At 58.5% G+C, this 14,373-nt stretch carries 13 protein-coding genes and 1 pseudogene; 3 read left to right on the top strand and 11 right to left on the bottom strand.

From position 1 onward, the window contains the following. Positions 1-65: 65 nt before the first annotated feature. From rsmG to ACP7D4_RS03255, 3 genes are all read right to left on the bottom strand, one after another. Positions 66-713, bottom strand: coding sequence for a 16S rRNA (guanine(527)-N(7))-methyltransferase RsmG (gene rsmG / locus ACP7D4_RS03245; protein WP_426207760.1), 648 nt, complete (start codon positions 711-713; stop codon positions 66-68). Beyond that, positions 710-2,641, bottom strand: coding sequence for a tRNA uridine-5-carboxymethylaminomethyl(34) synthesis enzyme MnmG (mnmG, locus tag ACP7D4_RS03250; protein ID WP_426207761.1), 1,932 nt, complete (start codon positions 2,639-2,641; stop codon positions 710-712). Before mnmG ends, rsmG begins: the two co-directional genes overlap by 4 nt. Positions 2,642-2,796: 155 nt before the next feature. Further along, the gene (locus tag ACP7D4_RS03255; protein ID WP_426207775.1) at positions 2,797-3,567 is read right to left on the bottom strand and encodes a sulfite exporter TauE/SafE family protein; all 771 of its coding nucleotides are present in this window, start codon (positions 3,565-3,567) and stop codon (positions 2,797-2,799) included. A gap of 135 nt (positions 3,568-3,702) precedes the next feature. Here ACP7D4_RS03255 and ACP7D4_RS03260 point away from each other — a divergent pair, with 135 nt between their 5' ends. Next, positions 3,703-4,860, top strand: coding sequence for an iron-containing alcohol dehydrogenase (locus ACP7D4_RS03260; protein ID WP_426207762.1), 1,158 nt, complete (start codon positions 3,703-3,705; stop codon positions 4,858-4,860). A gap of 3 nt (positions 4,861-4,863) precedes the next feature. On the opposite strand, the gene ACP7D4_RS03265 is transcribed toward ACP7D4_RS03260, so the two are convergent. From ACP7D4_RS03265 to ACP7D4_RS03300, 8 genes are all read right to left on the bottom strand, one after another. Continuing rightward, entirely contained in the window at positions 4,864-5,076 is a 213-nt protein-coding gene (locus ACP7D4_RS03265; protein WP_426207763.1) for an alpha/beta fold hydrolase, read from the bottom strand. Between the two features lie 259 nt (positions 5,077-5,335). After that, positions 5,336-6,322, bottom strand: coding sequence for a branched-chain amino acid ABC transporter permease (locus tag ACP7D4_RS03270; protein ID WP_426207764.1), 987 nt, complete (start codon positions 6,320-6,322; stop codon positions 5,336-5,338). A gap of 34 nt (positions 6,323-6,356) precedes the next feature. Beyond that, complete coding sequence (locus ACP7D4_RS03275) at positions 6,357-7,235, bottom strand: branched-chain amino acid ABC transporter permease (RefSeq protein WP_426105858.1); 879 nt, start codon at positions 7,233-7,235, stop codon at positions 6,357-6,359. Positions 7,236-7,334: 99 nt separating this feature from the next. Beyond that, entirely contained in the window at positions 7,335-8,543 is a 1,209-nt protein-coding gene (locus ACP7D4_RS03280; protein ID WP_426105859.1) for an ABC transporter substrate-binding protein, read from the bottom strand. A gap of 161 nt (positions 8,544-8,704) precedes the next feature. Beyond that, a complete protein-coding gene (locus ACP7D4_RS03285) occupies positions 8,705-9,412 on the bottom strand; it encodes an ABC transporter ATP-binding protein (RefSeq protein WP_426105861.1) in 708 nt (235 codons plus the stop codon). After that, on the bottom strand, positions 9,412-10,179 hold the full coding sequence (locus ACP7D4_RS03290; RefSeq protein WP_426105863.1) for an ABC transporter ATP-binding protein: 768 nt from the start codon (positions 10,177-10,179) through the stop codon (positions 9,412-9,414). Before ACP7D4_RS03290 ends, ACP7D4_RS03285 begins: the two co-directional genes overlap by 1 nt. Positions 10,180-10,305: 126 nt before the next feature. Beyond that, positions 10,306-11,928 carry a GMC family oxidoreductase gene (locus ACP7D4_RS03295; RefSeq protein WP_426207765.1) on the bottom strand — a complete coding sequence of 541 codons (1,623 nt, stop codon included), beginning with the start codon at positions 11,926-11,928 and terminating at the stop codon, positions 10,306-10,308. A 28-nt stretch (positions 11,929-11,956) separates the two neighbouring features. After that, positions 11,957-12,991: an NAD(P)H-dependent flavin oxidoreductase gene (locus ACP7D4_RS03300; RefSeq protein WP_426207766.1), complete on the bottom strand. Its 1,035-nt coding sequence runs from the start codon at positions 12,989-12,991 to the stop codon at positions 11,957-11,959. A gap of 722 nt (positions 12,992-13,713) precedes the next feature. On the opposite strand from ACP7D4_RS03300, the gene ACP7D4_RS03305 reads away from it, so the two are divergent. Both ACP7D4_RS03305 and ACP7D4_RS03310 read left to right on the top strand, forming a co-directional pair. Further along, positions 13,714-13,917: a hypothetical protein gene (locus tag ACP7D4_RS03305; RefSeq protein WP_426207767.1), complete on the top strand. Its 204-nt coding sequence runs from the start codon at positions 13,714-13,716 to the stop codon at positions 13,915-13,917. Between the two features lie 85 nt (positions 13,918-14,002). Beyond that, positions 14,003-14,373: pseudogene (locus tag ACP7D4_RS03310) on the top strand (IS4 family transposase); the annotation flags it as partial.

Genomic DNA, 14,373 nt, shown 5'->3' on the forward strand with positions numbered 1-14,373 from the left:
ATAAAAATCGTATAATTGATTTATTTAGTATATTTGGTATAAACCATTTATACGGTTTATATTATTTACTTTGATTTCTGGATAAATACGAGATGTCGTTCCGCATCCAGTCCTGGCACCCGCAAAGGGACCAATTTCGTCACTTTCCACTGTTTTGGCAGTCTTTCCTGCTCCTCGGGAGGCGCCGTGCCCTTTAATGCGATGAATTGACCGCCCTCCGCCAGCAAGTGGCCTGACCAATTGACGAAATCCGACAAGTCGGCAAAGGCGCGCGAAGTGATGACGTCAAATTTGTCGCTCACCTGCAGCTGTTCGACCCGCATCGTATGCACTGCGACGTTGGCCAACTCCAGCTCGGCTTTCACTTGCGTCAGGAAAGCAGTCTTCTTGTGCACAGTGTCGATCATCGCCACTGTCATCGCTGGACAGGCAATTGCCAGTACCATGCCCGGCAAGCCGCCCCCTGCCCCGACGTCGAGCACATTGCGCGCACCAGCAAACGCGGACACTGCCGCAAGCGAGTCCAGCAGATGGTGCGTCATCATCTGCAGGGGGTCGCGCACTGACGTCAGGTTGTACACCTTGTTCCACTTGAACAGCAGCGCGAGATAGTCGAGCAATTGTTCGTGCTGCTTGCCATCCAAACCGAGTTCAAGTTCTTTAACACCGTCGGCCAGGATCAGCGCCAGCTTAGGCCGGTCGAAAAACGTCATTGCGCCAACTCCTCTTTGAGGGTGGCAAAGCCTTTTGCACCGCGCTTTTTTAGATGTACCAGCAACAGCGAAATGGCGGCCGGTGTGACGCCGGAAATTCGCGATGCCTGGCCCAGCGTTTCGGGGCGCTGCTTGTCGAGCTTTTGGCGCACTTCAAACGACAAGGCGCCAATTTCCAGATAGTTGAAGGAGTCCGGCAGCTTGAGGTTTTCATAGTGGTCGTGACGCTCGACTTCCTTTGCCTGACGGTCGATGTAACCCGCGTATTTGAGCTGGATCTCCACCTGTTCGCGCACGGCAGCGTCTTCCACGCCGGGGCCGGCCAAGGCCTGCCCTTCCACACCGGCCATCGTCATCAGCTTTTCATATTCCACGCCCGGACGGCGCAGCAAGTCGGCCAGCGAATATTCACGCTCAATGCTCTGGCCGATCACGCGCTCCGACTCTGTTGCCGCCAGAATGCGCGGATTCACCCAGGTGCTGCGCAGGCGCTCAAGTTCTACAGCAACAGCCTCGCGCTTGCGCTCGAACGCTTCCCACTGCGCGTCGCCGACGCAGCCGAGTTTGCGGCCGATTTCGGTCAGGCGCATGTCGGCGTTATCTTCCCGCAGCGACAGGCGGAACTCGGCGCGGCTGGTGAACATGCGGTACGGCTCGGCCACGCCCTGCGTGGTCAGGTCGTCGACCAGCACGCCCAGGTAGGCTTCCGAGCGGCCCGGGACCCAGGCCGGTTCTCCCTTGGTCAGCAGCGCTGCGTTGATCCCGGCCAGCATGCCCTGGGCCGCAGCTTCCTCGTAACCGGTGGTGCCGTTGATCTGGCCGGCGAAAAACAAGCCCTGCACCGCCTTGGTTTCCAGCGACATTTTCAGGCCGCGCGGGTCGAAATAATCGTATTCGATAGCGTAGCCGGGGCGGATGATGAAGGCGTTTTCCATACCCTTCATCGAGCGCACCAGCGCAATTTGTACGTCGAATGGCAGACTCGTTGAAATTCCGTTTGGATAGAACTCGTTGGTGGTCAAGCCCTCCGGTTCAAGGAATATCTGGTGCGAATCCTTGCCGGCGAAGCGGTGGATCTTGTCTTCGATCGACGGGCAATAGCGGGGACCGACGCCTTCGATCACGCCCGTATACATCGGGCTACGGTCCAGGCCGGCGCGGATGATGTCGTGCGTCTGGGCATTCGTGTGCGTCACCCAGCACGGCACTTGGCGTGGGTGCATCGCGCGCTTGCCCATGACCGAGAACACGGGCACCGGATCAAGGTCGCCCGGCTGCTCGAGCATCTGCGAAAAATCGATGCTGCGGCCATCAATGCGCGGTGGCGTGCCCGTTTTCAGCCGGCCTTGCGGCAGCTTCATGTCCTTCAAGCGGGCCGAGAGCGAGATGGCCGGCGGATCGCCGGCGCGCCCTGCCGAGTAGTTTTGCAGGCCAACATGAATCTTCCCATCGAGAAAAGTGCCGGCCGTTAGCACAACCGCTCGCGCGCGAAACTGCAGGCCGATTTGCGTGACGGCGCCGACGACGCGGTCGCCCTCGAGCATCAGATCGTCAACTGCCTGCTGGAACAGCCACAGACTGGGCTGGTTTTCCAGGCGCGAGCGAATGGCCTGCTTGTACAGAATGCGGTCGGCCTGGGCGCGCGTGGCGCGCACAGCGGGACCTTTGGACGAATTCAGAATGCGGAACTGGATCCCCGACTCATCGGTCGCAATCGCCATCGCACCACCCATTGCATCGACTTCCTTGACCAGGTGACCCTTGCCGATGCCGCCGATGGAAGGGTTGCAGGACATCTGCCCCAGCGTCTCGATATTATGAGTAAGCAGCAAAGTCTTCTGCCCCATGCGGGCAGAAGCAAGAGCGGCCTCGGTGCCGGCGTGGCCGCCGCCGACGACGATGACGTCAAATTCAGTTGGAAATAGCATGATTTGGAATGTTGGAGCGACGATATGAGGCCCGATTATAGAGTCTTTTCGTCCAACAAACTCTTTTGCTGGCAGATTTAGGCCTCGTCCCCCCGCCATTGTTCCACGTGGAACATCCTTGAACGAAGTTCAGAATTGTTTCACGTGGAACAAATTCACACGCCAAGTCTGGAAATGGCATCAAACCCGGTCTTGACGATCAACCCGCTAACGACCACAAGGAACAGTTTGCGCACGAAGGCACTGCCGTGCTTGATCGCCAGCCGCGTGCCGACCAGCGAGCCGGCTACCTGGCACACGGCCATCAACAGACCAATCTGCCACATAAGATGGCCGCTGTAACCAAACCATATTAGCGCCGAAAAGTTGCACGCGACATTAACGATCTTGGCTGCCGCCGAAGCGCTGAAGAAATCGAAGCCAAAAAAACGAACGAACAGAAAAATCAGGAAACTGCCGGTACCGGGCCCGAAAAAGCCATCGTAAAAACCAATGCAAGCACCCATGCCAATCGCCAGCAAGCGTTCGGCATTGCCGCTATGGACGGGTGCATGGACGCTGCCAAAGTCTTTTTTCCTGAAGGTATAGAACGCCACGGCGACCAGCACGCAGGGCAACAGCAGCCTGACAAAATCGGCCGGCACTTTGGTTACCGTGTACGCGCCGGCGAACGACAGGGCAAAGGCTGCAGCGGCAGCCGGCGCCGCCGCACTCCAGGCCACGCGGACGCGCCACGCATAGTTGACTGCCGCCGCGCCGGTGCCAAAGATCCCGGCCAGCTTGCTGGTGCCAAGCAGCGTCGCGGGAATTTCACGTGGAAAGACGGAGAACAGCACCGGTATCTGGATCAGCCCTCCCCCACCAACCACCGCATCGACCAAGCCGGCCAGAAAGGCAGCACCAACAAGTAAAGCAACATCGATCATCGTCAGGCCCAGGAAACGTTCGCCAGCAAGCCCGACTATTGTACGGAAGAAATGCAAACCGCTTGTGCGTGCCCTCGCCTTTCGCCGTCGCCAGATTGGTGTAAGCTTTACTTCCGACCAGCCTTCGCTCCCGCCATGAATCCATTTAGCTTCAGCACCGTCCCGCACCTGGTTTCCCAGCCAGGCGCTGCCGCCAACCTTGGCGAGCACGTGCGGCAACACTTCCCGCTGGTGCGCCACGCACTGATCGTCACCGATCCCGGGTTCCTGAAAACCGGCCTCGTCGAGGCGCCCGCAGCCAGCTTGCAGGAAGCGGGCATTACGGCCCACATCTACGCTGACGTGGTTGCCGATCCGCCGGAACGCGTGGTCTTGCGGGCAGTGGAATTTGCGCGCAGCAAAGACATCGACATCGTCATCGGGCTGGGCGGCGGCAGCTCCATGGATGTGGCCAAGCTGATCGCCGTACTGGCGGCAAGCACCCAGCAACTGTCCGACATTTACGGCATCGGCAATGTCAAGGGATCGCGCCTGCCGCTAGTGCAGGTGCCAACCACTGCTGGCACGGGGTCCGAGGTCACCAACATCGCCATCGTCACCACAGGCGAGACCAGCAAGATAGGAGTCGTGTCGGCGCAGCTGTATGCGGACCTGGCCGTACTGGACGCGACCCTCACGCTGGGCTTGCCGCCCCTGGTCACGGCCGCAACGGGCATCGATGCCATGGTTCATGCCATCGAAGCGTTCACCAGCCGCCACAAGAAAAATCCCCTGTCCGACCTGCTGGCGCGCCAGGCACTGACACTGCTGTCGGCCAACCTGCTCACCGCATGCGAAGACGGCGCCAACTTGGCCGCGCGCCAGAACATGCTGCTGGGCGCCTATTTTGCCGGCCAGGCATTTTCAAACGCGCCCGTCGCCGCCGTGCACGCGCTGGCCTACCCGATCGGCGGCATCTTCCACGTCCCGCACGGCCTGTCGAATTCACTGGTCTTGCCGCACGTGCTGCGTTTCAACTTGCCCGAAGCGATGGAACACTATGCGGCCTTGGCGGCCATTGTGGCCCCGCATGCGCAGGGAAGTATCGAAGCGCGCGCCGAGGCGTTGATTGTTGCGATGCAGCATATCGCCACAGTTACAGGGATTCAAACGACGCTGCGGCAAGTTGGTGTCAGTGAAGTCGACCTGGACCGCCTGGCGGACGACGCAATGCTGCAAACTCGTCTGCTGGGCAACAATCCGCGCGAGGTCACACGGACAGACGCCCGCGCTATCTACGCCGCAGCCTTTTAAGATTTAGGGAACGTCAGAGACGCGGCCAAAGCCGATCAGCAAGGCGTTGATGCGGTCGGGCTCGGTTAGCTGCAAGCAGTGTCCGGCAGCGCCTTCGATGCGCTCGTACCGAAAGCTGCCGCCAACATAGCGCGCGGAGTCGCGCATCTGCGCTTCGGTCAGCGCCGGGTCACCCTCGCCCCACATGCCAGGATCGGACCGGGCAAGGGTGTGCATTGGGCCGTTCCTGGCAACGTCACATTGGCGCGATAGTAATGCAGAGCCGCTGCCGGTCTGCCCTTGCGCGCAAAGTTGGCGCGCCAGACCGCCAATGGGGCGGCTGCCGTATGCTTGCGCCACTCGGCATGGGTATCAGGAAAGCCGTGCAGCAACAGGACCACCCGGCCGGTGCGAGGACCTGCACTGGCGACATTGAGCGCAATGCCGTTCGTCCGGATGATTTCCTGGTGCAATTGTATGGCGCTCAGGCTGACTCTCAGGCTGGTTTTTTAGTGCGCCCTGCATTGGCCAGCGCCGCGCCGATTTCTCCAACGATGCCGCGACGGAACAACAACACGCAGGCGATGAAGATCAGTCCGGTCACCATGCCGACCGATTCGCCCAGGGTGTTGAACCACTCGACGCCGGTATGGGTAGCGAGGTAAGCGCCGATTTCGCCCATTTTCTCTTCCAGCGAGATGATGATGACGGCGCCGATGATCGGTCCGGTCAGCGTTCCCATGCCGCCCACCAGGGTCATCAAAATCACCAGCCCGGACATGGTCCAGTTGATATCGGTAAGCGTGGCGAAACCCATCATGGCCGTTTTGGTCGCGCCTGCCAGGCCCGCCAGCGCGGCCGACAGCACAAAAGCCATCAGCTTGTAGCGGTCGACGTTAAAGCCCAGCGAGATGGCGCGCGGCTCGTTTTCCTTGATCGCCTTGAGGACCTGGCCAAAAGGCGAATGGATGGTGCGGTTGATCAGCGCATAGCCGGCGATGGCAATGACCAGCACGAAGAAATACATATTTACGTCATTGGAGAGGTCGATAAAGCCGAGCGCCTTGCCTTTTGGCACGCCCTGCAAGCCATCCTCGCCACCCGTGAACGGCGCATGCAAGGCGGCAAAGTGCACCATCTGCGCCAGCGCCAGGGTGATCATTGAGAAATAAATGCCGGTGCGGCGGATGGCCAGGGCGCCAATCACCAGGCCAAGCAGCGCACTCGCGCCCACCCCCGCCAGAATCGCCAGTTCGATCGGCCAGCCCTGGTCGCGCAGCATATAGCCGGCCACGTAGCCGGCCGAGCCGAAAAACGCGGCATGCCCAAACGAAAGCAACCCGGTATAGCCGATCAGCAAATTGAACGCGCACGCGAACAGGCCGAAGCACAGCAGCTTCATCAGGAAAACGGGATAGCCGACGAAAGGCGCCGCCAGCGCTACGGCCAGCACCACGAGGTACAAGATAGGTCGTCTATTCATGTCGATGCTCCAATGGTTGTCTGCGGCGATGTCATTATTTTTCCTTGCCGAACAAGCCGGCAGGGCGCAGCAACAGCACGATCACCATCATGACGAACACCACCACTTCCGACCCGGCCGGGTAAAAATAGCGGGTCAAGCCTTCGATCAGCCCCAAACCGAGTCCGGTCAGGATGGAACCCATGATCGAACCCATGCCGCCGATCACCACAACGGCGAACACGACGATAATCCGGTCCGCCCCCATCAGGGGCGTCACATTCTGTATCGGGGCCGCCAGCACCCCTGCAAAGCCCGCCAAAGCGACGCCAAAGCCATAGGTCAGCGTGACCATCAGCGGCACGTTGATGCCGAAGGCTTCGACCAGCTTGGGGTTTTCGGTGCCGGCACGCAGATACGCGCCAAGTTTTGTTTTTTCGATAACGAACCAGGTCGAGAAGCAGACCACCAGCGAGGCCACGACCACCCAGGCCCGATAATTAGGCAACATCATGAAGCCGAGGTCGGTAACACCCTGCAAAGCTTCGGGTACCGCGTAGGATTGACCGGACACGCCGTAGAAAGAGCGAAACACGCCCTCGAGCACCAGCGTCACGCCAAAGGTGAACAACAGCCCGTACAAGTGATCGAGCTTGTACAGCCAGCGCAGCATGGTGCGCTCGATAATGATGCCGAACAATCCCACCAGCACCGGCGCGAGTGCCAGCATGACCCAGTAATTGAGATCGAAATACTGCAAGCCCATCCACGCAAGGAAAGCGCCCATCATGTACAGCGCGCCGTGCGAGAAGTTAATGACATTGAGCAGGCCGAAGATGACGGCCAGTCCCAGCGACAGCATCGCGTAAAACGAGCCGTTGCCAAGCCCGAGCAGGAGCTGACTCATCAGCCCCGCAACGTTGAAGTTTTCCATGGCTTCACAGTACAAAAGAATGCACCGGCGTGCCGGTGAGTACAAAGAGGAACGCAACAGGCAGGGCGGCCGCGGCCTGCCCTGCTTTGCCGGCTTACATTATTTCCACGCCGCGCACTTGGTTTCAGCCTTGGTGGTATAGGCTTGCGCGCCAGGGATGGTCTGGACGACCTTGTAGTAATCCCATGGATACTTGGAGTCGCCCGGCTTTTTGACTTCCATCAGGTACATATCGTGCACCATCCGTCCGTCGCCCCGGATCTCGCCGTTCTTGGTGAACATGTCGTTGATCTTGGTTTTTTTCATTTGCGCCATGACCTTGTCGCCTTCATCGGTCTTGATCGCCTTGACGGCTGCCAGGTAGTTGGCGGTTGCCGAGTAGTCGGCCGCCTGCAGCATCGACGGCTCTTTCTTCATCTTGGCAAAATAGCGCTTGGACCAGGCGCGGCTCTCCGGACTTTGATCCCAGTACCAGCCGTCGGTCAGGTACATGCCTTGCGTGGTTTTCAAGCCCAGCGTGTGCACGTCGTTGATGAAAACCAGCAAGCCGGCCAGCTTCATGTTCTTGGTGATGCCAAATTCATTGGCCGCCTTGACCGCATTGATGGCGTCGCCGCCGGCATTCGCCAGGCCCAGGATTTGCGCCTTGGACGACTGTGCCTGCAGCAGGAAGGACGAAAAGTCCGACGCCGACAATGGGTGCTTGACGCTGCCCACCACCGTGCCGCCGTTGGCTTTGACGACGTCGGTCGTGTCTTTTTCGAGCGACTGGCCAAAAGCGTAGTCGGCCGTCAGGAAGAACCAGCTCTTGCCGCCCTGCTTGACGATCGCCCCGCCCGTGCCGCGCGCCAATGCCACGGTGTCATACGCGTAGTGCACGGTGAACGGGCTGCATTCCTCATTGGTCAGGCGGGCCGAACCTGCACCGATGGAAATGAATACTTTTTTCTTTTCCGCTGCAACCTTGGCCATGGCCAGGTTGGCACCGGAATTGGTGCCGCCGATCAGCATGTCGACCCCTTGCTGGTCGAACCATTCGCGCGCCTTGCTGGCGGCAATGTCGGCCTTGTTCTGGTGGTCGGCCACGATGAATTCGACTTTTTTGCCGTCGATCATGCCGCCGGCATCGGCGATCGCCATCTTGACCGCTTCCGCGCCGCCGGGGCCGTCGACGTCCGAATACACGCCCGACAAGTCAGTGATCAAGCCAATCTTGATGGTGTTGCCCGAAACCTGCGCTTGAGCAGGCATGGAAAAACCGATAGCGCACGCGGCGGTAGCCGCAATGGCGAGAACAGTACGTTTCATATTGTCTCCGTTTTAAGGATGGGTTTGTCTTATTGTGGGTTGCGCTTCTGCGTACAACTCATGCGTACAACTCATGCGTACAACTCATGGGTACAACTCATGGGTACAACTCGTGGATGCAACTTATAGGTGCAACTTATGGGTGCAACGTGTCGATCCAATTACACGCCCAGCAGCTCGGTCAAGACCGGCATCTTGGCGTTCAATTCCGACGAAGCGAAGGTCTCCACGATCTGACCGTGCTCCATCACGTAAAACCGGTCCGCCAACGGTGCGGCGAAGCGGAAATTCTGTTCCACCATGACGATGGTGTAGCCCTTGGACTTGAGCGTGGTAATCATGCGGGCAAGACCTTGCACGATCACGGGCGCCAGCCCTTCGGAAATTTCGTCCAGCAGCAGCAGGCGCGCGCCGGTACGCAGAATCCGGCCCACGGCCAGCATCTGCTGTTCGCCGCCCGACAATCGCGTTCCCTGGCTGTTGCGGCGCTCCTGCAGGTTGGGAAACATCTCGTAGATTTCCGCTACCGACATGCCCTTCTCCGCGCCGCTCAGTTGCGGCGGCAGCATCAGGTTTTCTTCGGTCGACAGCGAGGAAAAAATGCCCCGTTCTTCCGGGCAGTAACCGATGCCGAGGTGGGCAATCTTGTGGGTCGGCAGGCCGATCGCCTCCACGCCGTTGACCTTGATGGAACCCTTGCGCGCGCCGGTCAAGCCCATGATGGCGCGCAGTGTGGTGGTGCGGCCGGCGCCATTGCGGCCAAGCAGCGTGACCACCTCGCCCTGGTTCACGCTCAGGTTCACATTGTGCAAAATATGCGACTCGCCGTACCACGCCTGCAAGTTTGTTATCTCGAGCGCCGCCGCCATCAGTGCGCTCCTTCCAACACGTCCGTTGTTCCCATGTACGCTTCCATGACTTGCGGATTTTTCGATACCTCGGCATACGTGCCTTCGGCCAGCATGGCGCCGCGCTGCAGCACTGAAATCTTGTCGCACAAGCCGGCGACCACGCTCATATTGTGTTCAACCATCAGGATGGTGCGGCCGGCGGACACTTTTTTGATCAGCTCAGTGACGCGGTGCACGTCTTCGTGGCCCATGCCTTGCGTCGGTTCATCGAGCAGCATCAGCTCCGGTTCCATCGCCAGCGTGGTGGCAATTTCAAGCGCCCGCTTGCGCCCGTAGGGCATGTCCACCGTGACGGTGTCGGCAAAGGACGCCAGATCGACTTCGGTCAGCAATTCCATGGCGCGCTCGTCGAGCCGCGACAGCGAACGTTCGCTCTGCCAGAAATGGAAAGACGTGCCAAGCTCGCGCTGCAGCCCAATACGCACATTCTGCAAAACGGTGAGGTGCGGAAACACAGCCGATATCTGGAACGACCGGATGACGCCCATGCGTGCGATCTGCGCCGGCTTGGCCGCCGTGATGTCCTTGCCGTTGAAAATGATCTGGCCGGAAGTGGGCACCAGGAACTTGGTGAGCAAGTTGAAGCAGGTGGTTTTACCGGCCCCATTGGGGCCGATCAGCGCGTGAATATGGCCGCGCTGCACCTGCAAACTAACGTCACTGACTGCGGTGAAACCCTTGAATTCCTTGGTCAGGTTTCGTGTTTCCAGAATGACGTCTGTCATCGTGTCTCCGTTTTTCTAAGCTTGACTGCGCACTTGAAAAATAATTTTAAACAGATAATACACAGATTGGTTTTTGCTCACAATACGGTATAACTACCTTTCCGTATAGGGAAACTCGCACCATTTTCAGGGCGTATTGACGATCATTTGGGCGGCCTTTTCAGCAATCATCAGCGTCGGCGAATTCGTGTTTCCGGACGTGATGAACGGCATGATCGACGCGTCCACAATGCGCAGGCGCTGCACGCCGATCACGCGCAATTGGCTGTCGACGACGGCCATCGCATCGTTCGCTTTTCCCATCTTGCACGTGCCTACCGGGTGGAAAATGGTCGTGCCGATCAGCCCTGCCGCTTCGGCCAATTCTTCTTGCGTCCGGTAATGAATGCCTGGCGTGAATTCGACCGGCGCATAGCGCGCCAGCGCCGGGGCGGCGGAGATGGCGCGGGTCAGCGTCAGTGCGGCCACGGCTGTCTTGCGGTCTTCAGGCGTACTGAGGTAATTGGGCGTGATTTTCGGCGCCGCGTAGGAATCGTTCGAGGCAATGCGCACATGGCCGCGTGACGTGGGCCGCAGGTTGCACACGCTGGCCGTGAACGCCGGAAACGCATGCAGCGGGTCGCCGAATTTTTCCAGCGACAGCGGTTGCACGTGGTATTCCAAATCGGGGGTAGCCTGGCCGGGATCGGAGCGCGCAAAGGCGCCCAGTTGCGACGGCGCCATCGACATGGGTCCGCTCTGGAACATGGCATACTCGAGCCCGATTTTCATCTTGCCGTACCAAGTTGCCGCGCTGGTGTTGAGCGTCTTGGCGTTGCTGACTTTAAAAATCATCCGCAGTTGCAAATGGTCTTGCAGGTTTTCGCCAACGCCGGGCGCGTCGACATGGACCTTGACGCCATGCTGCTGCAATGCCCCCGCCGGTCCAATGCCGGACAATTGCAATAGTTGCGGCGAGCCGATGGCGCCCGCAGTCAGGATAGTCTCGCGCAGGGACCGCGCCGTCCACGCGGTGCCACCGCCGGTGAATTGAACGCCACTGCACACCTTGCCCTGCTCGCCATCGTCGATGATCAACCGTTCCACGTGGCAGCCGGTCATGATCGTCAGGTTCGGGCGCGATGCCGCCGGTTTCAGGAAGGCCTTGGCCGTGTTCCAGCGAATGCCGCGCTTCTGGTTGACGTCGAAATAATTACAGCCGAAATTGTCGCCGCCATTGAAGTCGCTCGTCTTGGGAATGCCGACCTGCTCGGCCGCATCGCGAAAGGCGTCGAGGATCGGCCACGACAGGCGCTGCTTTTCCACCCGCCATTCGCCGCCTGTTCCGTGGACGGGACCGCTGCCGCCGTAATAGTCTTCGCTTTTCATGAACATCGGCAAGACGTGGTCCCAGGACCAGGATCCATCGCCCGTGGCGTCGGCCCAGCGTTCATAGTCGTGCGACTGGCCGCGCATATAGATCATGCCGTTGATGGATGAGCTGCCGCCCAGCACCTTGCCGCGCGGATAGATCAGCGCTCTTCCGGCCAATCCGGCGTCCGGTTCAGTCTGGTAAAGCCAGTCAGTGCGCGGATTACCGATGCAATGCAGGTAGCCCACGGGAATGTGAATCCACAGGTAATCGTCGCGTCCGCCCGCTTCAATCAGCAGCACGTCGACGTCGCGGTTGCGGCTCAGGCGGTTGGCCAACACACAGCCGGCAGTGCCAGCCCCGACAATGATGTAATCGTATTCACCGGCAGATTCCAAACTCACTCCTCATCTCATTGTGATAACGCTAGTGACGCATTTCAGCCACCAGCGTTTGCATCAGCCTGGCAACAGGCAAGGGCCGCGCACGTTTTATCTCCGAGCCAGCCCAGAGCGACATCAGTTCAGGATCGCCCCGGCTGGCGGCGGCGGCGCGAATTGCCGTCGTCAACGCATTTTGAACAGGATACGCGGGAACGCGCGCTTCGAGGTCCTGCATTTCGCGCATGAAACGGTTTTCCAGTCCGCGCGCATAGCGCCCGGAAAAAACGCGGGTCAGCCGAGTGGGCGTATCGTCGGCATCGATCAAGGCCCGGCGGTAGGTCGTGTTGATGCCGGATTCGTCGCACACCAGGAACGCGCTGCCCATCTGTACTGCCTGGGCACCTTGTGCGAGCGCTTCATTGATATCGATCCCGGTCATGATGGCACCGGCGGCGATGACGGGTATGCCCACCGATGCGGCTACTTGCGGCCACAACTCCCTTGACGGGTGCATGGAATCTTCTTGGGCGCCAATAAAGGTGCCGCGGTGGCCGCCCGCTTCGATACCGGAAGCAACCACGGCATCGGCGCCAGCGCTCTCCCAGGCCAGCGCTTCGGCAACGCTGGTGACGGTGCCGATGACAAAGATGCCCGCATCGTGCAGCCGCTCGACCTGAGCCGGCGTCAATATGCCAAAAGTAAAGCTGGCAGCTGCGGGACGCAGCGCGATCAAAGCATCGAACTGGGCATGGAAGTCTTCGCACCATTTTTCAGGCATGGGCAAGCTGTCCCAGCCCAGGCTCTTGTAAATAGGTGCGAGCAACTGGACCGCCGCGTCGATCTCGGCCGCGGACGGCGCCGGCGTTTCTTGTACGAACAAGTTCAGCAAGAAAGGCTGGTCGGTCAAGTTGCGGATGACGGCGACCTGGTCGCGCAGCACAGACGGCGTCAGCAACGAGGCAGCGAAGGAACCAAGCCCGCCCGCGTTGGAAACAGCGACAACCAGGGCAGGCCCGGAAGCGCCTCCGGCCATCGGTCCCTGGATGATGGGGAACTTGAACAGCTCATGCAGTTTCATGGTGATACCCCTGTGGATAAGTGTTTGGATATCCACAGGTGTCGATTGTGGATAAAGTCGGTTTTATGCACAGGCTCATTTTTGTCCAGAATTGGCCCCAGCCGGATACAGGCTTACTTTCCCCTTTATACTTCTTGCAAGCGCTTGTTTACAAAGGAAAAAAATGGCTTATCCACAGAAATGTGCCTGCGTTAACAACTACTATTAAAGATATATATTACCTTTTTAAGTAAACAAACAAAGACCGAAAAAAAAATCCGAGACGCAAAAAACACCGAAAAAAGTCACCGGCAGCAAGTTTCCTTTTTTGCACAACAAAAAAACAACAAGCAGACACCAAGCGCCAGCTGTGGATAAGTCATTGGATATCCACAGGACTCGTTGTGCAAAACCGCGCTACTTGAGTACAGTCAAAAATCTATCCAACAGTCATCCCTCTTTGATACAAAACTTGTACAGCTAGTTCAAGGTCACCCAAGTCGTTGAAAATCTTCGGGTAAACAGACTTATCCACAATTTTTCTCTTGTTTACTATCACTACTAATTTTGTATACATACCTTTATATAAAACAGTAAACCAGGCGAACAAAAAGAAAAAGCCTCTACAAAAAAACTTTGATATGCATGAGCATCAAAGTTGATATTCTTGCTAATGCCTATGCTATTCTGCGATTCCTGATCGAAACACTTTTACAAAACGGCCACTTTCAAGCGAGCAAACAATGGAATTGACCAAGTCGACAGATACCGCAAGCAATGCTTCTCCTGTGAGTGCCCTGGGTACGATGTTTTATGATCCAAGCCGCGCTTTTGCCATGCTGGAACCCAAGCGCCACGCCTGGCTGCCGCTGGTGTTGCTCATCGTCACTGCAATGGCCTTGATGACCCAATCCACCCAAGTTAGCAGTTGGCGTGCATTTCAGTAAATTATTATCAATTTTTTCACAATAACACTTGACATCACCTTAAAATCGCGGCGTCCAGCATGGATTTTTACTATCCCTGCCTGCCATGTCCGTTCTGACCACGCTGTTCCAAGATTTCGCCGCGCGCCTATGCTCAACAGAATTTCTCCGCGATGCCCGCCATCCGGATCACCCCACAGCGTTTTCCCGCTGCCGCAAGCTGCCGCTGGCGACCTTGGTCGCTATCATGCTGACTGGCATGCGCATGAGCGTTCAGGCCGAACTGGACACCTTTTTTGCGCATCTGCGTCTGCAGGCGCAGCTGGTCCACGAGGTATCCGAACAGGCCTTCGCGCAGGCGCGCGCCAAGCTGTCCCTGGTTGCTATTCCGGGACTCAACGACTGGCTGATTGCACGCGCCGAGCAGGATGGCTTTGTGCCGCGTTGGCGCGGCCTGCGCCTGGTCGCCGCCGATGG

The sequence above is a fragment of the Massilia sp. TWP1-3-3 genome (assembly GCF_049897805.1).
Taxonomy (GTDB): domain Bacteria; phylum Pseudomonadota; class Gammaproteobacteria; order Burkholderiales; family Burkholderiaceae_D; genus Telluria_A.

Coding starts and splice junctions, on each gene's coding strand:
- ACP7D4_RS03280 (WP_426105859.1), bottom strand. CDS start 8,543: ATGAAACGTACTGTTCTCGCCATTGCGGCTACCGCCGCGTGCGCTATC.
- ACP7D4_RS03290 (WP_426105863.1), bottom strand. CDS start 10,179: ATGACAGACGTCATTCTGGAAACACGAAACCTGACCAAGGAATTCAAG.
- ACP7D4_RS03255 (WP_426207775.1), bottom strand. CDS start 3,567: ATGATCGATGTTGCTTTACTTGTTGGTGCTGCCTTTCTGGCCGGCTTG.
- mnmG (WP_426207761.1), bottom strand. CDS start 2,641: ATGCTATTTCCAACTGAATTTGACGTCATCGTCGTCGGCGGCGGCCAC.
- ACP7D4_RS03305 (WP_426207767.1), top strand. CDS start 13,714: ATGGAATTGACCAAGTCGACAGATACCGCAAGCAATGCTTCTCCTGTG.
- ACP7D4_RS03265 (WP_426207763.1), bottom strand. CDS start 5,076: ATGCACACCCTTGCCCGGTCCGATCCTGGCATGTGGGGCGAGGGTGAC.
- ACP7D4_RS03270 (WP_426207764.1), bottom strand. CDS start 6,322: ATGAATAGACGACCTATCTTGTACCTCGTGGTGCTGGCCGTAGCGCTG.
- ACP7D4_RS03275 (WP_426105858.1), bottom strand. CDS start 7,235: ATGGAAAACTTCAACGTTGCGGGGCTGATGAGTCAGCTCCTGCTCGGG.
- ACP7D4_RS03285 (WP_426105861.1), bottom strand. CDS start 9,412: ATGGCGGCGGCGCTCGAGATAACAAACTTGCAGGCGTGGTACGGCGAG.
- ACP7D4_RS03260 (WP_426207762.1), top strand. CDS start 3,703: ATGAATCCATTTAGCTTCAGCACCGTCCCGCACCTGGTTTCCCAGCCA.
- ACP7D4_RS03300 (WP_426207766.1), bottom strand. CDS start 12,991: ATGAAACTGCATGAGCTGTTCAAGTTCCCCATCATCCAGGGACCGATG.
- rsmG (WP_426207760.1), bottom strand. CDS start 713: ATGACGTTTTTCGACCGGCCTAAGCTGGCGCTGATCCTGGCCGACGGT.